20 protein-coding genes and 2 pseudogenes are annotated in these 25,267 nt (G+C 47.4%); 21 read left to right on the forward strand and 1 reads right to left on the reverse strand.

Features of this window, described 5'->3' with window-relative positions; translation table 11 throughout:
- The 15 genes from D3F01_RS14780 to D3F01_RS14850 form a co-directional block, all read left to right on the forward strand.
- A partial coding sequence (locus D3F01_RS14780; RefSeq protein ID WP_242889438.1) for a DNA topoisomerase occupies window positions 1-1,706 on the forward strand: 1,706 nt, incomplete at its 5' end.
- Complete coding sequence (locus D3F01_RS14785; protein ID WP_117526372.1) at window positions 1,703-2,590, forward strand: LPD16 domain-containing protein; 888 nt, start codon at window positions 1,703-1,705, stop codon at window positions 2,588-2,590. The genes D3F01_RS14780 and D3F01_RS14785, both read left to right, overlap by 4 nt.
- On the forward strand, window positions 2,587-2,895 hold the full coding sequence (locus D3F01_RS14790; RefSeq protein ID WP_008396497.1) for a hypothetical protein: 309 nt from the start codon (window positions 2,587-2,589) through the stop codon (window positions 2,893-2,895). The genes D3F01_RS14785 and D3F01_RS14790 overlap by 4 nt, the downstream gene beginning before the upstream one ends.
- Window positions 2,882-3,475, forward strand: coding sequence for a YodL domain-containing protein (locus D3F01_RS14795; RefSeq protein ID WP_117526373.1), 594 nt, complete (start codon window positions 2,882-2,884; stop codon window positions 3,473-3,475). Before D3F01_RS14790 ends, D3F01_RS14795 begins: the two co-directional genes overlap by 14 nt.
- On the forward strand, window positions 3,476-3,682 hold the full coding sequence (locus D3F01_RS14800) for a transposon-transfer assisting family protein (RefSeq protein ID WP_005929883.1): 207 nt from the start codon (window positions 3,476-3,478) through the stop codon (window positions 3,680-3,682).
- A gap of 802 nt (window positions 3,683-4,484) precedes the next feature.
- On the forward strand, window positions 4,485-4,829 hold the full coding sequence (locus tag D3F01_RS14805; RefSeq protein WP_227612692.1) for a TnpV protein: 345 nt from the start codon (window positions 4,485-4,487) through the stop codon (window positions 4,827-4,829).
- Window positions 4,830-5,437: 608 nt separating this feature from the next.
- Window positions 5,438-11,068 carry an SNF2-related protein gene (locus D3F01_RS14810; protein ID WP_242889450.1) on the forward strand — a complete coding sequence of 1,877 codons (5,631 nt, stop codon included), beginning with the start codon at window positions 5,438-5,440 and terminating at the stop codon, window positions 11,066-11,068.
- Window positions 11,065-11,397 carry a plasmid mobilization relaxosome protein MobC gene (gene mobC, locus D3F01_RS14815; RefSeq protein ID WP_002576391.1) on the forward strand — a complete coding sequence of 111 codons (333 nt, stop codon included), beginning with the start codon at window positions 11,065-11,067 and terminating at the stop codon, window positions 11,395-11,397. The genes D3F01_RS14810 and mobC overlap by 4 nt, the downstream gene beginning before the upstream one ends.
- A gap of 153 nt (window positions 11,398-11,550) precedes the next feature.
- Window positions 11,551-11,856: a hypothetical protein gene (locus tag D3F01_RS14820; RefSeq protein WP_112120970.1), complete on the forward strand. Its 306-nt coding sequence runs from the start codon at window positions 11,551-11,553 to the stop codon at window positions 11,854-11,856.
- 16 nt (window positions 11,857-11,872) lie between these two features.
- Window positions 11,873-12,142, forward strand: a complete 270-nt coding sequence (locus D3F01_RS14825) for a hypothetical protein (RefSeq protein WP_008396502.1) — start codon at window positions 11,873-11,875, stop codon at window positions 12,140-12,142.
- Window positions 12,143-12,196: 54 nt separating this feature from the next.
- Window positions 12,197-13,669 carry a relaxase/mobilization nuclease domain-containing protein gene (locus tag D3F01_RS14830; protein ID WP_117526375.1) on the forward strand — a complete coding sequence of 491 codons (1,473 nt, stop codon included), beginning with the start codon at window positions 12,197-12,199 and terminating at the stop codon, window positions 13,667-13,669.
- Between the two features lie 327 nt (window positions 13,670-13,996).
- A complete protein-coding gene (locus D3F01_RS14835; RefSeq protein WP_117526376.1) occupies window positions 13,997-15,571 on the forward strand; it encodes a class I SAM-dependent DNA methyltransferase in 1,575 nt (524 codons plus the stop codon).
- On the forward strand, window positions 15,555-16,673 hold the full coding sequence (locus D3F01_RS14840; RefSeq protein ID WP_117526377.1) for a restriction endonuclease subunit S: 1,119 nt from the start codon (window positions 15,555-15,557) through the stop codon (window positions 16,671-16,673). Before D3F01_RS14835 ends, D3F01_RS14840 begins: the two co-directional genes overlap by 17 nt.
- Window positions 16,674-16,783: 110 nt before the next feature.
- Window positions 16,784-17,767 (forward strand): site-specific tyrosine recombinase/integron integrase, encoded by a 984-nt coding sequence (xerA, locus tag D3F01_RS14845; RefSeq protein ID WP_242889440.1) that lies wholly within the window; start codon window positions 16,784-16,786, stop codon window positions 17,765-17,767.
- 9 nt (window positions 17,768-17,776) lie between these two features.
- Entirely contained in the window at window positions 17,777-18,298 is a 522-nt protein-coding gene (locus D3F01_RS14850; protein WP_117526379.1) for a restriction endonuclease subunit S, read from the forward strand.
- Here the strand turns inward: D3F01_RS14850 and D3F01_RS14855 are convergent.
- Window positions 18,287-18,847, reverse strand: a complete 561-nt coding sequence (locus tag D3F01_RS14855) for a restriction endonuclease subunit S (protein ID WP_330622207.1) — start codon at window positions 18,845-18,847, stop codon at window positions 18,287-18,289. The genes D3F01_RS14850 and D3F01_RS14855 overlap by 12 nt on opposite strands.
- An 83-nt stretch (window positions 18,848-18,930) precedes the next feature.
- On the opposite strand from D3F01_RS14855, the pseudogene D3F01_RS14860 reads away from it, so the two are divergent.
- The 6 genes and pseudogenes from D3F01_RS14860 to D3F01_RS14885 all read left to right on the forward strand — a co-directional run.
- Window positions 18,931-19,781 (forward strand): annotated as a pseudogene (locus D3F01_RS14860) (hypothetical protein).
- Window positions 19,765-22,905 carry a type I restriction endonuclease subunit R gene (locus D3F01_RS14865; RefSeq protein WP_117526382.1) on the forward strand — a complete coding sequence of 1,047 codons (3,141 nt, stop codon included), beginning with the start codon at window positions 19,765-19,767 and terminating at the stop codon, window positions 22,903-22,905. Before D3F01_RS14860 ends, D3F01_RS14865 begins: the two are co-directional and overlap by 17 nt.
- An 82-nt stretch (window positions 22,906-22,987) precedes the next feature.
- A complete protein-coding gene (locus D3F01_RS14870) occupies window positions 22,988-23,605 on the forward strand; it encodes an MmcQ/YjbR family DNA-binding protein (protein WP_242889442.1) in 618 nt (205 codons plus the stop codon).
- Window positions 23,557-23,691, forward strand: a pseudogene (locus tag D3F01_RS14875) (linear amide C-N hydrolase); the annotation flags it as partial. The gene D3F01_RS14870 and the pseudogene D3F01_RS14875, both read left to right, overlap by 49 nt.
- A 38-nt stretch (window positions 23,692-23,729) precedes the next feature.
- Complete coding sequence (locus tag D3F01_RS14880; RefSeq protein WP_242889444.1) at window positions 23,730-24,410, forward strand: GTP pyrophosphokinase family protein; 681 nt, start codon at window positions 23,730-23,732, stop codon at window positions 24,408-24,410.
- 36 nt (window positions 24,411-24,446) lie between these two features.
- A partial coding sequence (locus D3F01_RS14885) for a PLDc N-terminal domain-containing protein (RefSeq protein ID WP_242889447.1) occupies window positions 24,447-25,267 on the forward strand: 821 nt, incomplete at its 3' end.

The following is a 25,267-nucleotide window of genomic DNA, read 5'->3' on the forward strand; positions in this document are numbered from 1 at the left end:
TGGAACGGCTTTGGATTTCATCAATGGAGGACAGTGCTATCCGGGAAGGCTTTCAGAAGCTCAGACCGGGAACAGAATATGATGCCTTATATGAGGCGGCTTTATGCCGGGAGCGAGCCGACTGGATTGTCGGAATCAACGCCACCCGGCTTTTTTCATGTCTGTATGGGCAGACCCTGAATGTGGGGCGCGTGATGACACCAACGCTTGCGATGGTGGTTATGCGAGATGCAGCAATCCGGGCGTTCAAGCCGGAGCCGTTCTACTCGGCAGAATTAAAATTTCGGGATTTTCAAGCGGGCGGTGAGCGAATGAAAGAAAAAGCAGAAGCAGAAAAACTGGTGGCAGAGTGTTGCCAGGCAGGAAGTGCCATCATTACCAAGGTAGAGCAGAAAGAAAAATCAGAGAAGCCCCCGGCCTTGTTTGATCTGACATCACTTCAGAGAGAAGCAAATCGGCAGCTGGGATTCACTGCCCAGCAGACCCTGGATTACACACAGGCTCTGTACGAGAAGAAACTCGTGACATATCCCCGTACCGACAGCCGGTATCTGACGGATGATATGGCACCGCTGGTGCCGGAACTTGTTTCTGTGATCCAGCAGAGCTTTCAGATTCAGGCGGATGTACCGGCACCGGTGAATGCAGCGCAGGTCATCAATTCTAAGAAAGTCACCGATCACCATGCCATTATCCCTACAAAAACAGCGGCGGGTTATGACATTTCCTCGCTTCCCAGTGGAGAACAAGCGATTCTTACTCTGCTGGCGGTGCGGCTGATTTGTGCGGTCGGAACACCCTGCCACTATGCAGAAACCATAGTAGAAGCGGAGTGTGCCGGTCAGAAGTTCCGCACGAAAGGCAAAACAGTCACGGATATGGGCTGGAGGCAATATGCAGGAAAGCCGGTTGAAGATGCTGAGAAGAATGCGGAGGCAGGTGATCTTCCGGAGCTTTCGGAAGGCATGACATTGGAACTTGCCGGTGTCGATCTGAAAGAAGGCAAGACCAGCCCACCCAAGAGGTTTACCGAAGATCTTCTGCTTTCAGCGATGGAAAGTGCCAGCTCGGATGAATTTCCGGCTGGTGTAGAGCGAAAAGGCATCGGCACACCAGCTACACGCGCTGCCATCATCGAAAAACTGGTACAGAAAGGCTTTATCGAGCGCAGGGGCGATAAGAAAACGAAATACCTTTGTTCTACGGACAAGGGAAATGCGCTGGTGACGGTGGTGCCGGAACAGATTCAGTCTCCATCCATGACGGCAGACTGGGAGGTAAAACTGCTGAAAATAGAACACGGCGAGTATGACAGCGATGCCTTTATGGGAGAAATCAGCAGCATGGTCAGCGGACTTGTAAAAACCTACGAGGCTGTGAAAGGTGCCAATGTCCTGATGCAGCCGGAATGCAAAGTCATTGGTTCCTGCCCCGCCTGCGGCAGTGATGTTTGTGAAACGGCAAATGGATGGTTTTGCAGGGATAAGAACTGTAAATTTGCACTCTGGAAGGAAAACAGGTTCTTTCAGACACTGGGAAAGCAGATGACAGAGGAACTGGCAAAGCAACTGGTAAATCAGGGAAAAGCACGGCTTACCCACTGCTATTCCAAGAAGTCTGGACGTTACTATGACACAACCGTTCATGTAGAGACTGGCGAGGACGGTGCAGCAGCATTTAAGCTGGAGTTTGGAGGTAAAAAATGAGCATGAAAATGATGAATGCAGCTTATTTGGTGGATAATGCTGCGCTGCTTTCCTTGCAGGAAAAGCAGGACGGCGTGGAATTCCATTGCTTTGATATGGACAGCAAGGTGCAGACCACCGAGGGACACATTGGCTGGGATGTGTTGGATAAACAGCCGTCTTCTACGCTGGAAGAAAGCGCAAGGGTGGTAGCACTTCAGAAGATTTCCCAGCTTGACGGTCTTGCCGTTGCGCCGGTAGCTCCGGAGATGCTGGAGCAGGTACGCGGCGGCAGAAAGGTTCTCTGGCAGATGAAAAAGGCTGATCCTGAGCTGGAGAATGCAAAAAATATCCGGTTTATCACCAGCAACTACGAGGATCGGTTCAAAATTCCGGATGGCAGTGCAGTGGAGATCGAGTATCCGAACCGGAAGTTCTCAGCTCGCTGCGAATATATGGACGAATATCATTTGCGCCTGGGGTATGATGTTTTGCACATCTGTCAGCTGGCAGAAATGCTGGAACGCGGCGGTGGTACATGCCGCCCGGAGCCGCTGATTACGGAAGAACGCAGTGCATGGGATTTGGGAGGCAAGGGCTTTCTTGCCATTCAGACCTGTGAGGACGGTTACGACTATACCTTATATCATAAGGACTTTACGGAAATTGACGGTGGACAGATCGACAACCCGGAAATCAGCATGAATGCAGCCAGAGACCAGATTCTTTCGGATTATGGGTTCGGTGGCCGCACCATGACGCGGATTGACTATGATGAACTTTGTGATCGTGCAGAGGAAGCGGAAATCAGCAGACGGGAATCTGTGCTGGGTAAACTCTCGGATTTGTCTTCCAGAACGGATACGCCGGTGAAAGCTGCCAAGGCGAAGGAGGCAGAGCGATGAAATACAAGCTTACGAAGGCAGAGCAGGAAACCGTCATCAATTTTGATAATGAACTGGATACCGCCAGCATTTATACCCATGACAGCCGCCTGATTAAGAAGCTTCGGGAACTGCGAAAACAGTATCCGGAGCAGTTTATTTTGGAGCACCGGGAGCATGGGTCGGTCACTTATACGATTCCGAAACGCTGCGTCGGTATCCGACCGCCTTATAGTGAAAAGCGGCGGGAACAGCAGCGGCAGGAAGCAAAGGAAAACGGCCTGCCGTTTATGGAGAAGGGAGAAATGAACGATGGCAAGAATTGAAAAATGGGATGAAGTGCATGGAACGCAGGCACCGGACGAAAGAATGATGGCATTTCTCGACAGTACTACCGACCAGTATGCGATTTTGCAGCTTCGCCGCAGCGAGGATACGGTATATGAACGCTTTTCGTCTATGCGCGAACTGGAACGGATGGGGCTGGAACCGGATATTGACCATTATGAGGTGGTTTATACGGCTCCGCTTCTTCCCTACAAGGATCAGAATACGATGTTAGAGGAACTGTATGCGAAATTCAATGTTTCCCGCCCTGATGATTTTACTGGTCATAGTCTTTCTGTGTCTGACATCGTGGCTTTACGGCAGAATGGTGTTGTAAGCTGTCACTATGTGGATTCCATCGGCTTCCAGGAACTGCCCGGATTTTTGAAACCGGAGAACTACCTGAAAGCCGCAGAAATGGCGATGGAGGACGATTACGGCATGATTGACGGCGTAATCAATAACGGAAAGAAGGAAGAACCGGTGGAGAAAGCATCGGTTCTGGATCAGCTGAAGGAAAAGCAGGAGGCTGTGCCGCCTGCGCCGCCTCGCAGGTGCTGCGAAGAAAAGGAGTTATAAATGCGTTTTACGGATGACGAATGGATGCTCATGATGCTTTACAGCCCTGGCACACGGACAGGGCTGATCGAAGAGCTTCAAAAGATGCAAAAAAGTCTGACGGGCAGAGACAGAAACCTGCGCAGGTGGACGGCCTCGCTGCTTGCAAAACTGGCAGAGATGACGGATGCAGAATATGAGGCACTGGATTTGTATCCGGACGAATAAAGGAGAGGAGGAAAAAGACAGATGATGACGAAAACGGCTTATTATATGCAGATGGCGCAGGAAGCTGCGGCACAGATCACTGGCAGCAAAGAGCAGTGGACAGCGTTTCTGACCACATCCGCACGGCTTTATAAGTATCCTTTTGCGGAGCAGCTGATGATCTATAAGCAGAGACCAGAAGCGACGGCCTGTGCAGAGTACGATCTCTGGAATGATCGGATGAACCGCTATGTGAAGCGTGGCTCCAAGGGCATTGCTCTTTTGGACATGCGCGGCGAGCAGCCGAAACTGCGGTATGTATTTGATGTGGCAGATACCGGAGAACGGAAGAATTCCCGACCGGTACAGCTCTGGAAAATGAATGCGGAGCATGAGCAGCCAATCATTCGCGCACTGGATGCAGCATTTGATGTTTCTGCCGGTGCTGGGTCTCTGGAAAATCATATCATGGAAGCGGCAGAACGCCTTGCAAGGGATTACTGGGAGGAAAACCGCAGGCAGATCAGTGACATCGTTGCAGATTCCTATCTGGAAGGATATGATGAACTCAACATCGGAGCTTCCTTTAAGAGAGCTGCCGCTGTCAGCATCGCATATTCCGTCTTTACCCGGACGGTGGGCAATGCAGATGACTATTTTGAGCACGAGGATTTTCTGGACATCTTTGATTTTAATACGCAGGCTGCCGCCAATGTGCTGGGAACTGCGGTCAGCGAAATGTCCAGCCAGATCTTCCGGGAAATTGAACGCACGATCCGAACCTATGAAAGAGATAAGCAGGCAGAAAGGAGCCAAAACTATGATGGAGCTGAATTACACGAAGAACGGCGATTACCTGATTCCGGACATCCAGTTGTCGGTGCAGGAACAGAAGCCCCTGGGCAAGTACGGGAGGATGCGCAGAGCGTTTCTGCAGGAGAACAACACGCTGCTGTACAATCACCTGATCCTGACCGAGAAGCTGTACCCGCACCTGTGGGAGATTCAGGAGACCGCGACCGCACGGATGGAGCAGATGATGGCGGATCTTCTGAAAGCGAATCCGGCACCGGACAAGAAATTGAACCAGATGGCCTGGGTGCAGCACATGAACATGCTGAAAGCGCAGGCAGAGGAAGTCATTCTGACGGAACTTATCAACAGTTAAACTTCATGAGTCTGTTTCAGTCCGAAGCAGAGCAGATTCAGAAAATTGATGCGGCGGCAGAAAATGCAGCCAAAGAAGCGGAGAGCGAAAAGCCCTCCGCTTTTGTTATTTCTGAGGATGAAATCGACCGGATGCTGCGGACAGGCTCCAATTTTGAAGGCGGAAAGATCCGTATTTATGCGCTGTATCAGCAGCAAGGGGACGCAAAAGAACGAGCTGCATTCTTGAAAGCGGAATACGGTCTCGGTGGCCACAGCTATACCTTTATGGATGGCAGTCGCGGTTTTGCCGATTATAACGGAAGAGGTATTCTGCTTCGCAATTATGACCATGACCGGGAAGTGCGACTCACATGGTCGGCGGTGGATAAGCGGTTAGACCGGCTTGTGGAAAATGATCAGTACCTGACCGCGCTGGAAATGGAAGAGTATCGGAAGCTGGAGCAGGAATACGGCGCGCCGCTTCCTATGCCGACTGCCGCCCATGTGTTTCCGCCAACGCCACCGGAACGCTACGATACCGGAAATGAGCATGTGGACAACATGCTGAATACGGCTGCGGATGTATATGCCCGGAGTGAACTGGCGGCACCACAGCGGTTTACCGTGATGGAGACAGACGATGGTTATGCGGTCTGGGATGATATTCAGGACGGCATTCATGTGGAGCCGGATGGTGTCAGCGAAGAGTTTACCAGCGAATGGGAGGCAGAGACCTACCGCCAGCAGTTGATTGAAAAAGTTCAGGAACGGGAAGCAAAAGACTGGCTCTATGTTGAACAGAGCAAGCAGAATTTGCAGCAGGACATTCCATTCCCAGATGTGGAATCCGAAGAAGTACAGGAATCGGCTCACGCAGAGACAGATCCTCTGGTACTGGAAATGCAGGAACACGCCAGCGAACTTTCCAGAGAGTCTGGCTATGCACCGGATGAACGGTTTGTGGTCACAATGACCGGCGAGAACTTTCCGGATTCTAAAGATGCGTTTGCCATCTGGGATTATGTCAAAGAAGAGTATTACGGATATTCGGACGGAAAAGTGCAGACATTTGCCGATTATGTGAGTGCATCAGAGGCGTTGCAGGAGATTCGCGGCAGGAACATGGAGGCTGAAAAAGAGCCTGCAACTGTGCAGCCAGAACCCGCAGCTCCGGTGCAGCCGGATTATCGCGTTGGAGATACGCTGTATCTGGACGGAAAGGCATTTACGATTGAAAAAGTCGGGCTTTTCGATGTGGAACTTCGGGACCCGGATTCCGTGTATCCGATCTTCCGCTCGGAAAGCAAGGAAAATCTGGCAAGAATTTTGGGGCATGAGGAAAATGTTCACCTGCACAATCTGGTGGTTGATCTGAATTCTGGAAAAGAAGAAGCGTTCCGGGCAGGGCATGAAGCAAAACATGCGGAGAACTACCGCATCAACAGCTTTCACCTCGGCGAAGGCAGTCCTAAGCAGAAATTCCGTGCCAACATGGATGCCATCTACACGCTGAAAGCCTTAGAAAATCAGCATAGGGATGCGACACCGGAAGAACAGGAAACGCTGGCCAATTATGTCGGCTGGGGTGGGCTGGCAGATGCCTTTGACGCAGAGAAAACTGCCTGGACAGGCGAATATAAGGAGCTGAAAGCAGCTCTTACGGAAGAAGAATATGCCGCAGCCAGGGCTTCGACTCTGAATGCGCATTACACCAGCCCTACCGTGATCCGTGCAATCTATGAGGCATTGGACAGTATGGGATTTGAGAAAGGCAATATTCTGGAACCGTCGATGGGTGTCGGCAACTTCTTCGGTATGCTGCCGGATTCCATGCTGGGGAGCAGGCTCTATGGTGTGGAACTGGATTCCATCACCGGGCGTATTGCGCAAAAGCTGTATCCGCAGGCAGAAATCAAGGTGGCAGGCTTTGAGACCACCGACCGGCGTGATTTTTATGATCTGGCCGTGGGCAATGTGCCTTTTGGCAACTACCGTGTCAGCGATAAGCCATATGATAAACTCGGATTTTCTATCCACAACTATTTCTTTGCCAAGGCACTGGATCAGGTTCGGCCCGGTGGTATCGTGGCCTTTGTTACCAGCCGCTATACGATGGATTCCAAAAATCCGGACGCACGAAAGTATCTGGCGCAGCGGGCAGAATTGCTGGGAGCTATCCGACTTCCCAACAACGCATTCCGTGCCAATGCCGGTACGGATGTGGTGTCGGATATCATTTTCCTGCAAAAGAGAGACCATCCCATTGATATCGAACCGGATTGGGTGCATCTGGGGCTGACATCGGAGGGTATTACCCTCAACGGCTACTTTGTTGACCACCCGGAAATGGTGCTGGGTGAGATTACAACGGAAAGTACCCAGTACAGCAAGGAAGAATGTACGGTCATTCCGATTCCAGGTGCGGATCTGGGAGACCAGCTGCATGAGGCGGTGCAGCACATCGGCGGTCATTATGAAGCACAGGAGCTGGCACCGGAGGAGGAGTTGTCCTTGCAGGGCGAAACTATTCCGGCAGACCCCAATGTCAAGAACTTCTCCTATGCCGTAGTGGATGGGGATGTCTACTTCCGTGAGAACAGCATCATGCGGAAGGCTGACCTTTCTGCGACAGCCACCGGCAGGATCAAAGGCATGGTGGAGCTTCGCACCATTGTGCAGGAACTGATCGACTATCAGTTGAACGATTACCAGGAGGAAGCGATTGCCCAGAAACAGCGGGAACTGAATGTAGCCTATGACCGATTCGCCGATCAGTATGGGCTTATCAATTCCCGTGCAAATGCACAGGCTTTTTCGGAAGATTCGTCTTATTATCTGCTCTGCTCTCTGGAAAATGTGGATGAAAACGGCAGGCTGGAATCCAAGGCGGATATGTTCACCAAACGGACGATTCGACCGGAACGGGCTGTTACCAGCGTGGATACTCCGGCTGAAGCTCTGGCAATCTCCATTGGAGAGCGCGGCAGAGTGGATTTGCCCTATATGTCGGAGCTTTTAGGTACACCAGGGGAATATGAAAAAATCCAGCAGGAACTGCATGGTGTCATTTTCAAAGACCCGATGACGCAGGGCAGCGAGGAAACCGGCTGGGTAACAGCTGATGAATATCTGTCCGGCAATGTCCGGGAAAAGCTCCGTGTGGCAGAGTTGGCTGCGGCCTCTGACCCTGCCTTTGCGGTGAACGCGGAATATTTGAAGAAGGCACAGCCAAAAGACCTGGATGCTTCGGAGATTGATGTGCGTCTTGGTGCCACATGGGTCAATCGGGATTATATCCAGCAGTTTATGGAAGAAACCTTTGAACCGCCGTTCTATCTGCGCCGAAATATTGAAGTGAAATTCTCTCCCATGACGGCAGAATGGCAGATTACCGGCAAGAGTACACCGAGCCGGAACGATGTCCATGCCTATATGACCTACGGCACCAGCCGTGCCAATGCCTACCGGATTTTAGAGGATACGCTAAATCTGCGGGATATTCGTATCTACGATACCGTGGAGGATGCAGACGGTAAGCAAAAGCGAGTTCTGAATAAAAAGGAGACCACCCTCGCCCAGCAGAAACAGCAGGCCATTAAGGATGCGTTCCAGAATTGGGTGTGGAAAGACCCTTATCGCCGTGCGGAACTGGTGGAAAAGTATAACGAGCTGTTCAACAGTACCCGTCCTCGTGAGTACGATGGTTCTCATATCCGCTTTGGCGGTATGAATCCGGAGATCCGGCTGCGTGAACATCAGCAGAATGCCATTGCTCATGTGCTGTACGGCGGCAATACGCTGCTGGCCCACGAGGTAGGTGCCGGTAAGACCTTCGAGATGGCAGCTTCTGCTATGGAGGCAAAGCGGCTGGGACTGTGCCAGAAATCCATGTTTGTCGTTCCGAATCATTTGACCCTTCAGTGGGCAAACGAGTTCCTACGCCTGTATCCGAGTGCAAAACTGCTGGTGGCAAGCAAAAAGGACTTTGAGACTGCCCGCAGAAAAAAGTTCTGCGCACGAATTGCCACTGGCGATTACGATGCAGTTATCATCGGGCATTCTCAGTTTGAGAAAATCCCGGTGTCCGCAGAACGGCAGGAGCGGATTTTGACTGCCCAGATTGATGAAATCGAAAATGCTATTGCTGAGATGAAATCCCAGAATGGCGAGCGTTTCTCCATCAAACAGATGGAAAAGACCCGGAAAGGATTGGAGGCGAGATTGGAGAAACTCCGGGCAACCGACCGAAAAGACGATGTGATTACCTTTGAGCAGCTGGGCGTAGACCGGCTGTTCGTAGACGAGGCACACGCGTTCAAGAACCTGTTCCTCTACACAAAAATGCGCAATGTTGCGGGCTTGTCCACATCGGAAGCGCAGAAATCTTCGGATATGTTTATGAAGTGCCAATATATGGACGAGCTGACAGGCGGGCGCGGCATCATTTTTGCGACCGGCACCCCGGTCAGCAACAGCATGACGGAGCTTTACACCATGATGCGGTATCTCCAGTACGGCACGTTGCAGCAGAAAGGGCTGACCCATTTCGACAGCTGGGCTTCTACCTTTGGTGAGACCACCACGGCCATTGAGCTGGCACCAGAAGGAACCGGATACCGGGCAAGAACAAGATTTGCAAAATTCTTCAACCTGCCGGAGCTGATGAACATGTTCAAGGAAGTGGCGGATATCAAGACTTCCGATCAGCTGCATCTGCCGGTACCGGAGGCGAAGTTTGAAACCGTGGTAGTGCAGCCTTCGGAGCATCAGCAGGCGATGGTGGCGGAGCTTTCGGAACGGGCGGCGGCTGTACATTCCGGCGTGGTAGACCCGTCGGTCGATAACATGCTGAAAATCACATCGGACGGCAGAAAGCTGGGACTGGATCAGCGGCTGATGAATCCGCTTCTGCCGGATGACCCCAACAGCAAGCTCAACGCCTGTGTGCGGAATGTGCTTCGGATTTATGAGGAAGGACAGTCGGATAAGCTGACCCAGCTGCTGTTCTGCGACCTCAGCACACCGAAGAACGATGGAACCTTCAATGTCTATGAGGATATCCGCGCTAAACTTATCCAGTCCGGTGTGCCGGAGGAAGAAATCGCATTTATCCATGATGCTGATACCGAGGCAAAAAAGAAAGATTTGTTTGCCAAAGTCCGTACCGGACAGGTTCGGGTGTTGTTAGGTTCGACACAGAAGATGGGCGCAGGCACGAACGTGCAGGACAGGCTGGTGGCCGTGCATCATCTGGATGTGGGCTGGCGGCCTGCGGACATGACCCAGCGAAATGGTCGTATCATCCGTCAGGGAAACCGAAACAAAGAGGTGCAGGTTTATCAGTATGTGACGGAAGGAACCTTTGACGCTTATCTCTATCAGACACTGGAGAATAAGCAGAAGTTTATCAGCCAGATCATGACCAGCAAATCTCCGGTACGTTCCTGTGATGATGTAGATGAGCAGGCTCTTTCCTATGCGGAGATCAAAGCACTTTGTGCAGGAGACCCGCAGATTAAGGAGAAAATGGATTTGGATGTGGATGTTGCAAGGCTGAAAGTATTGAAGGCAGACCATCAGAGCCAGCAGTACCGATTGGAGGATAAGCTGATGAAATATTTCCCTGCGGAGATTGAAAAAACGCAGGGGTTCATCAAGGGCTTTCAGTCGGATATTCGGACGGTGGCGGCACATCCGCTGCCGGAAGAAGGGTTCTGCGGCATGGAAGTAAATGACACACGCTTTACTGAAAAAGCAGAGGCCGGTGAAGCAATCCTCGCAATCTGTAAAACCAATCAGAGTTTGGAGCCAGTGCCGCTTGGCAGCTATCGCGGTTTCAAGATGGAGTTGTCATTTGACAGCTTCCAGAAAGAGTATCAGGTGCTGCTGAAAGGCGAGATGACCCACCGAGTGCCCATCGGCACCAGTGCTGCTGGCAATATCCAGCGTCTGGACAATGCTCTTGCCGGGATTCCAGCAAGGCTGGAAAAGACGGAACAGCAGTTGGACAATCTTAGGAGCCAGCAGGAAGCGGCGCAGGCCGAGCTTGGAAAGCCATTTCCCCAGGAGGCAGAACTGGCAGAAAAGAGTGCAAGACTGGCAGAACTGGACGCACTGCTGAATATGGATGACCGTGGAAATGATGATCCTGACCGTGAGAGAACAACGGAAAAACCGTCTGTCCTGGCAGAGCTACGTGACCGTGCCGGTCGCATTCCGCCGATGGCACATCGAGATGATGAGGAGGTGGCACTATGAGTGTTCGGGAACACTGGATCAACGTCCGGGTAAATCCGGAAGAGCTGGCAAGGATTCGTGAAAAGCAGAAGGAATTGGGTATTCGGAACACCGGTGCCTATATGAGAAAAATGGCGATGGACGGGTACTGCGTGAATCTTGATTTGTCGGATGTGGCGCAGGTATCCACTCTTCTTCGCCGATGCAGCAACAACCTGAACCAGTACGCAAAACGAGCCAATGAATCCGGAAGCATCTATGCGGAGGATATCCGGGATTTGCAGAAGCGGCTGGATGAACTCTGGGAGATGCAGAAGCTGATCCTGAAGAGGCTTTCCGGTATTCGCTGACAGCGCAAACGTGCGGGATTTTTACAGCACATGGCACAGATGAAACTGTCTGTGCCGTTACATATTTTTGCGGGTCTCCCTATTGACATCGTGGTGTTTGGCAAGCGGGTACAGTAAAATGAAGATGAAAAGAAAAACGAAGGGGTGAAATCCATGAAGATCGTATGTTTTTTGTTGAAGCTGGTGCTGAAAATCCTCTTGCTGCCGGTTGCGTTTCTGCTGCGATTTCTATGCTTTATCTGGAATCTGCTGATGCAGCTATCCCTGTGGGTGCTTTCGCCGGTTATGCTGTTTGTTCTTGGCTGCGGTATCTATTCGGTGGTTCGGGCGAGCTGGACGGATGTGTTCCTGCTGACCCTGATTGAGATGGGGCTGTTCGCAGCTGCGGTTGGTGCGGGCGGCATCATGGAACTGATGGAACGGCTGTGCGAGTGTGTAGAGGATGTTTTGACAATTTGAGTTCAGGAGGGATTAGATGGATATTCAGTTTATGAAAGATTATTATGATTTACGGTACGAGGAAACAGATGGAGAGAATCATTTTGTGGAAGAGACAGCTTATCAGGAAAAACAGTCTGAGCAATCGAAGATGGAAGACCAGCTGATGGAAATGGTGGGAGGCAGCGAATCTAATGTGTGGAAGCTGTACGAAAGCATTATGTGCGTCTATTTCGATATGGAAGAAATCATCAAGCAGGCCGTTTATTTGCAGGGGGCTTATGACCGGGAACGGATGTTAAAATGAGAATAGTAGATTGGTAAGAGCTGCCTTCGGGTAGCTCTTTTTAGATGGAGAAATATGAAAATGGCGGCTACAAGACTAATTGCGCTGCATATTAATAAAGGAAAGACGGTGGCGCAGTGTCTGGCTGACCGTACTGATTATACTGAGAATGCAGCAAAGACGGAAGATGGAAAATATATCAGCGCGTATGCCTGTGACGCAAAGACCTGTGATGAAGAATTCCTACTTTCCAAACGGCAGTATGAGCATATCACGGGAAGAACCCAGGCGCATGATGTGATTGCATATCAGATTCGGCAATCCTTTAAGCCAGGAGAAATCACACCAGAGGAGGCAAACAAGGTTGGATATGAGACGGCCATGCGATTCACAAAGGGAAAACATGCATTTATCGTGGCTACCCATGTTGATCGTGCGCACATTCATAACCATATTATTTTTAATTCGACTACATTGGACTGCACCAGAAAATTCCGAGATTTTCGCTTATCCGGTCTTGCACTGGCAAGGCTCAGTGATATCGTCTGCCTGGAACACCGGTTATCGGTCATTATCCGGAAGCCCTATGCAGAGCGGAAGAAGAGAACGGAATACCCGGAGAAAAAATCGCAGCGGGATGAAATCTGCGAGGCCATTGATGCAGCATTGGCAAGAAAACCAAAAGACTTCCGGGAACTGATTGAAATTTTGCAGGAAGCAGGGTACGAGTATAAAGATGGAAAACAGCCTGCCCTGCGGGGGAAAGGCCACGCCAGATTTGCTCGTTTCCGCTCTCTTGGCAAAGGATATTCGGTTGAAGAACTCTGCGAAGTGATTGCCGGGAACGCGGTTCATAAAAGTAAATTTGCAGAGAAAAACCGCACAAGCGCACGGTCGGCGCAGGTACATCAGAAGGCGGAGTTGTCGTTCCTTATTGATATCCGTGCCAAAATGCAGGCGGGCAAAGGCGCAGGGTATGCGCGCTGGGCGAAAGTCTTTAATCTGAAGCAAATGGCAAAAGCTATGATGTTCATGGAGGAGCATGGAATCAAGAGTTATGCAGAACTGAAAGAAAAGGCAGATGGAATTTCTGAAAAATGTGATGCGTTGCTGGAATCTGTAAAGGCAGATGAGGCACGGATGTCGGAAGTGTCAGTGTTGCGGAAGCATCTAATCAATTATGCCAAAACAAAAGATATTTTCGCTGCGTATAAGGCATCCGGCTACAATCGAGAGTTCTATGAAGCCCATCGGGATACGCTGGCCTTACGCAGCGCAGCGAAAAAGGCGTTTGATGCCTATAAGAAAGAGAACGGTTCTGACAAAAAGCTCCCGCGCATCAGCGAGCTGAACGCAGAGTATGCGATGCTTCTGGAACGAAAGAAAAGCTCCTATGCAGAGTACCGCAAGACCAAATCGGAAATGCAGGATTGGCTTGTGGCTCAGAAGATTGTGCAAGAAATCCTGAAAGAGGATGAGCAGAAAAAAGAGCAGTTGCATGAGCAGGAAGTTCGGCAGGAAGAAGAAAATAGACAAAGCAGTCGATGATGGAATGTCCGGTGCAGTGTGGGCGTAATGCTCATTCTGCACCGGGCTTTTTTCTTTGGCAGGAACTGCCGTTAAAGCATCCGGAACGGATGCGCAGCCCGATGCCGCAGGCAGCGTTCTATGGGGATTGGGGAGATTCCCCAACAAGCAGAAAATCGCTTTCGTGTCACGAAAGCCCTGCTTGCAGAAGAGTGGTTCTAAATTGACTTTGTTCGCTGATAAGTCTATAATATTAACTGGATTATTATGCAAAAACCTCGAAAACTGATATTTACAAAGTAGTGTATATGAATGCGAGATATATTAAAATGAATTGGAGAAATCAATATGGCGCGAGCTGCATCTAAACCTAAGAAAGAAATTTCTATGGAGGAAGCTCTGTGGAAGTCCGCAGATAAACTCCGTGGTTCTGTTGAGCCAGCAGAATACAAACACGTCGTTCTCAGTCTTTTCTTCTTGAAGTTTGCCAGTGATAAGTTTGAGGCACAAAGGAAAGCTATTTCTGAAAAATACGGTGAGAAGTTTGTTGACAATGTTGCCTTCTATACGAAGGACAACGTGTTCTTCCTGCCTGAGATCAGCCGTTGGTCTTTTATCATGGAGAATGCGAAACAGGATGACATTGCGTTAAAAATTGACACCGCCCTCTATACGATTGAGAAAGCGAATCCCGCACTGAAAGGCGCACTGCCGGACAACTACTACTCACGTCTTCACATCGACACAGCAAAGCTGGCATCACTGCTGGACGAGATTGATAAGATCAACACGGGCGATAAAGAGAATGACATTATCGGGCGGGTTTACGAATACTTCCTGAGCAAGTTTGCACTTGCGGAAGGCAAAGGCAAGGGCGAGTTCTATACGCCGAAGTGCATTGTCAATTTGATTGCAGAAATGATTGAACCATATGATGGCATTCTCTATGACCCTTGCTGCGGTTCTGGCGGTATGTTTGTGCAGTCAATGAAGTTCGTGGAGGCACATCACGGCAACAAGAAGAAGGTCTCTATCTACGGTCAGGAGTATACAAACACAACGTATAAGCTGTGCAAAATGAATCTGGCTATCCGCGGCATCTCTGCAAACCTTGGAGAAATGGCAGCGAACACATTCACCAATGACCAGCACAAGGACCTCAAGGCAGATTACATTATGGCAAACCCGCCTTTTAACCAGAAAGAATGGCGTGGTGATAATGAGCTGACTGATGATCCGCGCTGGGACGGCTATGAAGTTCCACCCACGAGCAATGCAAACTATGGCTGGATTCTGAACATCGTTTCAAAGCTATCTCAGAACGGTGTTGCTGGGTTCCTGCTTGCAAACGGTGCACTCTCTGACGATGGCACAGAGCTGAAAATCCGCCGTCAGCTCATCGAGAACAATCTCGTTGAAGCAATCATCATCCTTCCCCGAAACCTCTTCTACACCACTGACATCAGCGTTACGCTTTGGATTCTGAATAAGAACAAAAAGGCTCGTGTGGTTGAAGAAAATAGCGAGGTAAAACGCTTCCGTAACCGTGAGCGGGAGATTCTTTTCATGGACTTGCGGCAAATGGGAAGCCCCTATGAAAAGAAGTACATTGAACTGACAGAAGAAGACCGTGCGAAGGTCACGAGCGTTTACCACGCATGGCAGCAGGAAGGCTATGAAGAAACTTATCAGAATGTGCCTGAGTTTTGTTACAGCGCATCTTTTGATGAGGTTGCAGAGAAGGGTTTTACCCTTGTTCCGAGCCGTTACATTGAGTTTGTAAACCGTGATGAGAATATCGACTTTGATACGAAAATGAAGATGCTGCAAAGCGAGCTTCGTGATCTGCTTGTTGCAGAAGAGAAGTCGAAGGCTGACCTGTTGACCGTGTTTAAGGAGCTGGGCTATGAAATCGAATTATGAACCCCTTGGTAAACATATTCAGCTTGTTGATTATCGGAACTCCGAGGAAGTCACCAGCACTGTTCTTGGCATAAGCATCGACAAAGAGTTTATACCTTCCGTCGCAAATGTAATTGGCACAGATTTGAGCCGGTATAAGCTAATCAGCAAGGGACTGTTTGCCTGTAACCCAATGCACGTTGGACGCGATGAACGTCTTCCGATTGCGCTCTATGAGAAAGGTAGCCCCGCAATAGTATCTCCGGCATATTTCATGTTTGAGATTATTGATCGCGACATCTTGAATGAAGAGTATTTGATGATGTGGTTTCGCAGACCGGAGTTTGATCGCGAGTGCTGGTTCATGACGGACGGCAGTGTTCGAGGCGGAATTACATGGGATGATTTTTGCCGTATAAAGCTCCCTGTTCCTTCCTACGCGAGACAATGTGAAATCGTCGAGTCCTACCGTGCAATCACCGACCGCATTGCTTTAAAAAGATCGGAAAATGATAATTTGCTTGCGACTGCGCAAGCAGTTTACAAAGCGTGGTTTGTTGAGTATAAACCGTTTGGCGGAAACTGCCCAATTTCATGGAGGGTTGGAAGCGTAGATGAAATTGCCGAGTTCTTTGACTCAATGCGGAAACCGCTCTCTTCGTTAGAACGGGCAGACATGGCGCGTATATATCCTTATTATGGTGCAGTTTCAATAGTAGACTATGTGGATGATTACATCTTTGACGGCGAGTACCTTCTTTTGAGTGAAGACGGCATTTATGTCGTTGACGATAGTGGACATCCTCTTTTGCAACATATAATTGGGAAGTTCTGGGCAAACAACCACGCTCACATTCTAAAAGGTAAAGCTGGATTCACCGAAGATAGCCTGTACCTCTTTTTGTCCAACACAAATATGTCACCAATTGTTACGGGAGCTGCCCAGCCCAAAATCAATCAAGCAAACTTGAAGAGCTTTCCAATTACCATCCCTGATAGTGAGGTTCTGGATAGATTCAACTCTGTTGTTCATCCTCTGTTTGCTGGAAAGTTGAACAACGAGAAAGAAATACGGAAGCTCGAAACGATTAGGGAGCTGCTACTTAGCCGTCTGGTTAGTTAAGCCGCTAAATTATCATTTACCGTCCATTACTCTCACCAGTGGCGAGAGTTTTACCCTAAGAACTGCCACTGAAAAGTCGTTCTCTGAGAATAAACAAAGGAGATACGACAATGAAAAAACAACTGATTCAAGAAGTGCAGCGTCAGATGCTTCCGTTTCTGAACAACGCACAGTTAAAACAACTTCAAAGCGTCCTTGAAGGGGTGCTGAGTGGCGTAGAGCTAAGTTACAGCGCGGGCATGGTAGAAAGCGCAAAGGTCGACACGGTTGTCTGTTTCATCAACGCAAAACGCATTGAAGGCTGCTCAGAAAAAACCTTGAGCTATTACCGTCAGACCATTGTGTCAATGCTATCCGGCATTGACAAAGAGCCACAAGAGATCGTAACTGAGGACTTGCGAAAGTACCTAACAGAGTATCAGACAAACCGTAAGTCAAGCAAGATCACGATAGATAATATCCGCCGCATCCTGTCCAGCTACTTTTCGTGGCTTGAGGATGAGGACTACATCGTGAAAAGTCCGGTACGCCGGATTCACAAAGTAAAAACGGCAAAGGTGATCAAGGAAACCTACACCGATGAGGCATTGGAAATCATGCGGGACAACTGCTGCAATGTCCGCGATCTTGCGATGATAGACCTTCTTGCGTCCTCTGGAATGCGTGTTGGTGAGATGGTTGCCCTTAACCGTGATGACATCAACTTCAATGAACGGGAATGCGTTGTTTTCGGAAAAGGAAGTAAGGAACGGATCGTTTATTTCGATGCTAGGACAAAAATCCATCTCCAAAACTATCTGGAAAGCCGCACAGACACCTGTTCAGCGTTGCTTGTCTCGCTGACCGCACCGCATGACCGTTTGCAAATCGGCGGTGTAGAAAGACGGCTTCGAGAACTTGGAAAAAGGCTAAATTTGCCTCGTGTCCATCCACATAAGTTCCGAAGAACATTGGCAACATCAGCCATAGACAAAGGAATGCCCATAGAGCAAGTCCAGCAGCTCTTAGGACATCAGAAAATCGACACGACTATGCACTACGCTATGGTCAAACAGCAAAATGTCAAGCTGGCACACAGAAAATACATAGGGTGAGGTGTCACAATGAAAGAAGGATATAGGTTGCTTGGAGATTTCATTCAGCCGGTTGACGAACGAAACAGGGATTTGAGAGTTGATTATTTGCTTGGTGTCAGCATCAGCAAGCAATTTATTCCCTCCATTGCGAATATTGTTGGAACAGACTTGTCGAACTATAAGATTATTCGTACTGGGCAATTTGCATACGGCCCTGTTACGTCTCGGAATGGCGAAAAGATTTCAATTGCCCTTTTACGAGATAAGGACTGCATTATTTCAAGTTCATATACCGTGTTTGAGGTTGTGAATAAGAATGAGCTTGATCCAGAATACCTTATGCTTTGGTTTAGCAGACCGGAGTTTGATCGCTACGCCAGATATATGTCTCACGGAAGTGTTAGAGAAATCTTTGACTGGGATGAACTTTGCAAAGTGGAACTGCCTGTTCCCTCTATTGATAAGCAACGTAGCATTGTGAGGGCGTATCAGACCATCACAGAACGTATCGAACTAAAGCGGCGGTTAAATGATAATTTAGCGGCTTGAGATTGAAGCTATAATAAGCTGTTGAAGCGCATTCAAGCGGTTGATTTCCAGGGAAGCCACCTTAAACTGTTCCAAAACAGGTTTTGCAACCATATCAAACCGAGAAAGTGCTTCGTGCGACGGCTTGGTCAAAGGGAACGCGGCAAGTTCATCGCCTGATACTCGCTGACGTCCACTCGAACCGTTCATGTATTGTAATGCGAAAGTCCGAAACTTCTTGCTTCGGATTAAAAAATAGTAAAATGAAGATGGCATCGTATCAACCGGAGAAAACACAATGTACTCCGTGGATCCGAAAGCAACCTCTTTGTCATTGAGGATGTTAATATACGCTGCCTTGCCATTTTCGAGGCAAGGAGTAATACGCGCAATTAGGGTGTCGCCATTTTGGAACCGGACACCGCCATTATAGGCTTTCATTTCGCCGCCTTCTGGGATGCAGCCACGAGTCGGAAGGCAGGACATATCATAGCATTTAGCGATGCAGCCTTTTGACAATGTTCGAGTTGGATTCACATTAGCAATTTCGCTGAGAGTGCAATCAGGCATTCCATCCCGAAGGAAGAGTTCATCAAAAAGAGCCTGTGTTTGCGCCTCTAAATTATCATTTATCTACGAAGGGAGGGATAAAAATGGATAAGGATACGCTGATCAAAATTGCCGAAGAGCTTCATCAAGGAGCTTTTGACGCAAAAGCCTATTACCTCATCTTGCAGCAGTATCGAAAGAACCAGCATGAATACGCGGAAGAAATGAAGTTGTCACCAGCGTTCTATCAAACGATCCACGGAGCTTTGATGAAAGCCTGCTTTATGGAGATTGCCAAACTGTATGATAGCTCAAATGGAGTCGTGTCCATTGGAACCCTCCTTGCAAAATGCGCGGAAAACCAAGACCTATTTCCTGAGTACAGAGAAACAATGACCGTGGAACATGAGGGGACAACGTATTCCTATCAAATCCCATATCAGCACCAGCTAAAACCACAGGAGGAACTCTTTTTTAAGGAACATGTCGAGATGAGCAGACATCTTTTTGCTATATTTGATGCTCCAGATGCTGAAACTATCCCTGTTCAGGTTGATTTGACTTTTCCTGAGTTTTTAGCCTTGTATCAGAAACGGTTCTGCGCGCTAAGAAAAAAAGAGAGAATATCCGAATGCAACGGAATAAGCTCTATGCCCACAACGATGAACAGCGTATATTGAGCAATGAAAACCTGACAGACCGTCATCCTATTTTATATCCGGATGTGCAGGAAATGATAGACTTTGCACTCGATTGTACGGGTCTGATTCTCGGCGTTCTCACTGACGTAAACCATGCAACGCAATACTCGAACATTGATGACTGGGAAGGTACACTCATGCTGACACGTTTGGGATTGAAGTATCAGGAGTATGACTTCCAGCAAAGAGAAAAAGCCTTTGAAGCAGAAATGCAGAGGCGGTTAGGGGGAAATGATAATGGCGAACTTCAATGAGCATTCTCTTGAAATGTCCATTATGGAGTTGTTTCAGGATGAAGGATATATCTATTTGAATGGTGAGCAGATTCATCGTGAACGCTCTGAGGTTCTGCTTATCGACGATCTGCGGAAGTACCTCTTGAATAGGTATGCCACAGAAGGGCTTACCCCAAGTGAAGCTGATAGCATCATCCTTCGCCTGAGGTCTATTTCCGGCACGATCTACGAGGCAAACAAAGCTGTCTGCAAAATGATTTGTGACGGCTTCATCTTCAACCGCGAGGATCACACAAAGAAGGACCTTTATATTGAGCTGATCGACTTCGATGAGCCGGAGAAAAACGTGTTCAAGATCGTCAATCAATTTGAAATTGAAGGCATCAACAACCAGCTACGCATACCTGACGGGATTGTCTTCATCAATGGTATTCCTGTTGTTGTGCTTGAGTTCAAGAGCGCAGTCAAAGAAAATACAACGATCATGGACGCCTATACTCAGCTCACCGTGCGTTATCGCCGTGATATTCCTGAACTATTCAAGTATAATGCCTTCATCGTCATAAGCGATGGTGCAAATAATAAATACGGTTCCTTCTTTTCTCCGTATGACTTTTTCTATGCGTGGAGAAAGATTGAGGCTGACGATAAGGAATTGGATGGCATCAATTCCCTTGTAACTATGGTGAGTGGACTATTCCGCAAAGAACGGCTCTTGGCGGTTATCAAGGATTTTGTCTATTTCCCTGATAGCTCAGATAAAGATCTTAAGATTGTTTGCCGATATCCTCAGTATTTTGCTGCGGTCAAGCTGTTTGAGAATATCAAGGCGCATCTCAGACCGGAAGGCGACGGCAAGGGCGGCACTTACTTTGGTGCGACAGGCTGCGGAAAAAGCTACACCATGCTCTTCCTCACCAGAATGCTTATGAAGAGTACCTTCTTCCATAGCCCTACAATCCTGATTATTACCGACCGAACTGATTTGGATGACCAGCTTTCAAAACAGTTTGTAGCATCCAAAAAGTACATTGGTGACGAAACCGTTGTGAGCATTGATTCCCGCGAAAAACTGCGTCAGGAACTTCAAGGCAGAACAAGCGGCGGTGTGTACATGACCACTATCCAGAAGTTCACCGAGGACTTGGAGCTTCTGACCGATAGAGCAAATGTGATCTGCATATCCGATGAGGCGCACCGTAGTCAGATAAACCTCGATCAAAAAGTCAAGGTCACTGCTGAAGGTGTAGAGCGAACCTATGGGTTTGCGAAATACCTACATGACTCTCTACCTAATGCAACCTATGTCGGTTTCACCGGTACGCCCGTGGATGGTACGATTGAAGTCTTCGGTCCAGTTGTCGATGCCTACACAATGACAGAGGCGGTCAAAGACGGTATCACAGTCAACCTTGTCTACGACGGACGCGCTGCACGGGTTACTCTTGATCAGGCAAAGGTTCGGGAAATTGAAGATTATTATGACCGTTGTGCTGTTGAAGGTGCAAATGAGCATCAGATTGAGGAAAGCCAGAAGGCGGTTGCTCATATTGATGCGATCATCGGTGATCCTGACCGACTTCATGCAGTTGCGGAGGACTTCATTAACCACTATGAGACCCGCGTTGCCGAAGGAGCTACGGTCGCAGGAAAAGCAATGTTTGTCTGCTCTAATCGCAAGATTGCATACGCTTTTTATCAGATTATAGTTGGAATGAGACCGGAATGGGCAGAGAAAAAGGTTTGCCCTGACGGGGTTCAACTGACGGAAAAAGAGAAAAAGGAACTCAAGCCCATCGAGAAGATCAAGCTCATCATGACGCGAAATAAAGATGACGAGCCAGAGCTTTATGAAATGCTGGGAACGAAGGATGATCGCAAGGAGTTTGACCGCCAGTTTAAGAACGTTAAATCCAACTTCAAAATTGCAATTGTCGTTGATATGTGGCTGACTGGCTTTGATGTACCGGCACTTGACACAATTTACATCGACAAGCCAATCCAGCAGCATACCCTTATTCAGACAATTTCCCGTGTCAACCGTGTCTATACCGGAAAGGACAAGGGCTTGATTGTGGACTATATCGGTATCAAGAAAAACATGAATCTCGCCCTCAAGAAGTACACCAACTTTGAAACCGATGAGTTTGAAGGTGTCGAACAGTCTGTCACGATTGTCAAAGACCAGCTTGATGTTTTGGCACAGATGTTCCGCAACTTCAATAGTACGGATTACTTCAACGGATCACCGAAAGAGCAGCTTGCTTGCCTCAACCGTGCTGTTGAGTATGTCCAGCTTACGGAAGATTTGGAAACTCGCTTTATGGCTGCTGTCAAGCGTATGAAGCAAGCGTTCAATCTATGCAGTTCCAGCGATGCAATTTCCGATAGAGAGAAGGACTATCTGCACTTCTATTGTGCTGTGCGTTCTATTCTTTTCAAACTCACTAAGGGTGATGCCCCCGACATTTCACAAATGAATGCCCGCGTCCGTGAACTTCTTGAGGGGGCAATTCAATCTGATGGTATAGAGGAGCTGTTTGAAACCGGAAAGCATATCTCAGTTGATATTTTCAGCGATGAGTATCTGGATAAGATCAATGCAATCCAGCTTCCAAACACGAAAATTAAGGTATTGCAGAGGCTTCTTTCTCAAGCGATTGATGAGTATAAAAAAGTCAACCGCATTATGGGCATGGAGTTCTCGGACCGCCTCAAGCGGGTTGTTGATGAGTACAATAATCGCCGTCGTGATGAAGCTTTCGCTAACGAAGTCCTTGACGATGTGGCAGAGCAGCTTGCGAAGCTCCTTGAAGAACTTAAAAAGGAAAAAGATTCCTTCAAGGGCATGGGAATTGACTATGAAGAAAAAGCATTCTATGACATCCTCAAGGCGGTTGCTAAGAAGTACGAGTTCGAGTACCCGGACGATAAGATGATCGAATTGTCGAAAAGGATTAAGGTCATTGTCGATGATAAAGCTAAGTACACTGACTGGTCTACCCGTGATGATATTAAGGCAAATTTGCAAGTTGACCTGATTTTGCTTCTGGATGAGTTTGATTATCCTCCGGTAACCATTGATGATGTTTACAAAGAGGTTTTGGAACAAGCAGAGAATTTCAAGAAGTATTCGGAATAATATATTGAGCGAAAATATGACGGACTTGTATGTAAACGCGATTGTAGAGAAAATTTAAGATGCAAGTGAGCTGTTATAAGAGATGACACGACAAGAATTATTTATATGGATACGCCAGCAGTACGGCACAGAGCCGGAATACCCCTGGCATGACTGGAATGCGGTGTTGCGGCACAATGACAATAATAAATGGTATGGTGTAGTTCTGGAAGTATCTGCTGATAAGTTGGGACTGCCGGAAGCAGGCATCGTTGATGTCCTTAATGTGAAAAGTGATCCGCTGCTGATCGGCTCTCTTCGTGGGCAGGACGGCTATTTTCCGGCCTATCACATGAACAAGGAAAAATGGCTCAGTATTCAGCTTGGCAAACCAGAACTGGATGATGCCATCAAAGACCTGCTTTCTTTGAGCTATGAGCTGACGGCACCGAAGAAGCGCAAACCAAAGTCATCAGCAAAAAATCCAGGAGATTCCGCAAATGGCAAAGAAAATGACAGAAAGGGCAAGCAGTGGCTGCTCACCTATACCGGCTCGCCGAAAAAGATGAACAAGCATTACCGGGAACGCTTTCATGCGGATAACGAAATACATTCCCTTCCGGATCAGGTGTGCAAAGGTATTAAAACTTTCGTAACCACGGTCTGCCATAAGGATGGTATTATTACAATACTTATGAAAACCATCAGATCAGTGCAGTAGATATGCATGTAGAAAATCTGGATAGTGATAAAATGATTTGTTATCCAGTAATTCAAGGAGAACGAATCAACTATCAAAATAAATAATGTTTTGAAATCAGGGATGAGGTAGAAAGGAAAGTTCCATGACAAAAGATGAAGTAAAAAAACTCAGGATGGACAGTCCGGAATCACTACAGTTTTTAAATAATGCTACAAAATTTTATAATTTAATGATGATGTATCGTTGTGCTATTCGGGAGATACAAACTAAACTTGAGGCTTTGGATGATGAATTTTCAGTTGAGAACAATCGAAATCCTATTTCTTTTATAAAAACAAGAATTAAGAAGCCCAATAGTATTTACAATAAACTGCAGAAGATGGGATATGAATTTACAACAGAAAATATACAGACATATCTCAATGATGTAGCAGGCGTTCGAATAGTTTGTGCGTTTATTGACGATATTTATATGATATCAGATTTGATTACCCAACAGGATGATATTAAAGTTATTGAAATAAAAGATTATATAAAAAATCCAAAATCGAATGGTTATCGAAGCTATCATATGATTGTTGAAATACCAGTATTTTTTGCTAAGGGTAAAACACCTATGCGTGTAGAATTACAGATTCGAACCAATGGTATGGATTTCTGGGCAACATTGGAACATCAACTTCGCTATAAAAAAGGAATTGAAGAAATGCCTGGCTATGATGAGATAAGTGAAGAATTACTTCATTCTGCAAAAGCTATCATTGAAGCAGATAATGAAATGCAGAGAATAAAAGACAAAATTGGTATGTTCCACGAAATTTAAGCAGAAATTTGATCGAGTAGAAAGGTTGGAATATATATGAAACAAGATACTTTAGAAGGAAAAGCGAAAACAAAAAACGGAGTAAAACGATTGTGTTTTTCCATAGTCTGCATTCTTCTAGAAGTAGTTTTTATTATTACTATTGTAACACGCTTAAATGAATATGCAGAAATCATAAATCTATTTACAAGGATTTTAAGTGGAATTTTAGTTTTGGGATTGTATGCATCAGATAAGACATCTTCCATGAAAATGCCTTGGGTTATATTAATTTTAATTTTCCCAATTATGGGTGTAGGCCTATATTTATTGATTGGTTTGAATGGCGGCACACATAAAATGCGTGAGCGATATGCAGAAATTGATAGCAAATTGTTACCAATGCTTTCCGATAATCAGGAGTGCTTAAACAGAATAAACGAAACGATTCCGAAGGCAGGAAATATTGCAAGTTATATACAAAGAAATTCGCAGTATCCAATCTATCAGAATACGGATATTGTGTATTTTGATGAAGCAGTGAAAGGATTAGAGGCACAGCTTAAGGATTTGGAGAAAGCACAAAAGTTTATCTTTATGGAATATCATGCGATAGAAGACGCTGAAGCATGGCATAAGATTCAAGATGTTCTGGAAGAGCGAGTAAAAGCAGGTGTGGAAGTTAGAGTATTCTACGATGATATGGGTTCTATAGGCTTTATTAACACAGATTTTGTGAAAAAAATGGAGGCAATAGGAATTCATTGCCGTGTATTCAATCCGTTTATGCCAGGTTTAAATCTGTTTTTGAACAATCGTGATCATAGAAAAATAACAGTTATTGATGGAAAAGTCGGATTTACAGGTGGATATAATCT

The sequence above is a fragment of the Faecalibacterium sp. BCRC 81149 genome (assembly GCF_022750605.1).
Taxonomy (GTDB): Bacteria; Bacillota; Clostridia; order Oscillospirales; family Ruminococcaceae; genus Faecalibacterium; species Faecalibacterium duncaniae.

Bases quoted from the DNA above. Each gene is read 5' to 3' on its own strand.
- D3F01_RS14785 (WP_117526372.1), top strand. From the start codon at position 1,703: ATGAGCATGAAAATGATGAATGCAGCTTATTTGGTGGATAATGCTGCG.
- D3F01_RS14790 (WP_008396497.1), top strand. From the start codon at position 2,587: ATGAAATACAAGCTTACGAAGGCAGAGCAGGAAACCGTCATCAATTTT.
- D3F01_RS14795 (WP_117526373.1), top strand. From the start codon at position 2,882: ATGGCAAGAATTGAAAAATGGGATGAAGTGCATGGAACGCAGGCACCG.
- D3F01_RS14800 (WP_005929883.1), top strand. From the start codon at position 3,476: ATGCGTTTTACGGATGACGAATGGATGCTCATGATGCTTTACAGCCCT.
- D3F01_RS14805 (WP_227612692.1), top strand. From the start codon at position 4,485: ATGGAGCTGAATTACACGAAGAACGGCGATTACCTGATTCCGGACATC.
- D3F01_RS14810 (WP_242889450.1), top strand. From the start codon at position 5,438: ATGGAGACAGACGATGGTTATGCGGTCTGGGATGATATTCAGGACGGC.
- mobC (WP_002576391.1), top strand. From the start codon at position 11,065: ATGAGTGTTCGGGAACACTGGATCAACGTCCGGGTAAATCCGGAAGAG.
- D3F01_RS14820 (WP_112120970.1), top strand. From the start codon at position 11,551: ATGAAGATCGTATGTTTTTTGTTGAAGCTGGTGCTGAAAATCCTCTTG.
- D3F01_RS14825 (WP_008396502.1), top strand. From the start codon at position 11,873: ATGGATATTCAGTTTATGAAAGATTATTATGATTTACGGTACGAGGAA.
- D3F01_RS14830 (WP_117526375.1), top strand. From the start codon at position 12,197: ATGAAAATGGCGGCTACAAGACTAATTGCGCTGCATATTAATAAAGGA.
- D3F01_RS14835 (WP_117526376.1), top strand. From the start codon at position 13,997: ATGGCGCGAGCTGCATCTAAACCTAAGAAAGAAATTTCTATGGAGGAA.
- D3F01_RS14840 (WP_117526377.1), top strand. From the start codon at position 15,555: ATGAAATCGAATTATGAACCCCTTGGTAAACATATTCAGCTTGTTGAT.
- xerA (WP_242889440.1), top strand. From the start codon at position 16,784: ATGAAAAAACAACTGATTCAAGAAGTGCAGCGTCAGATGCTTCCGTTT.
- D3F01_RS14850 (WP_117526379.1), top strand. From the start codon at position 17,777: ATGAAAGAAGGATATAGGTTGCTTGGAGATTTCATTCAGCCGGTTGAC.
- D3F01_RS14855 (WP_330622207.1), bottom strand. From the start codon at position 18,847: ATGCCTGATTGCACTCTCAGCGAAATTGCTAATGTGAATCCAACTCGA.
- D3F01_RS14865 (WP_117526382.1), top strand. From the start codon at position 19,765: ATGGCGAACTTCAATGAGCATTCTCTTGAAATGTCCATTATGGAGTTG.
- D3F01_RS14870 (WP_242889442.1), top strand. From the start codon at position 22,988: ATGACACGACAAGAATTATTTATATGGATACGCCAGCAGTACGGCACA.
- D3F01_RS14880 (WP_242889444.1), top strand. From the start codon at position 23,730: ATGACAAAAGATGAAGTAAAAAAACTCAGGATGGACAGTCCGGAATCA.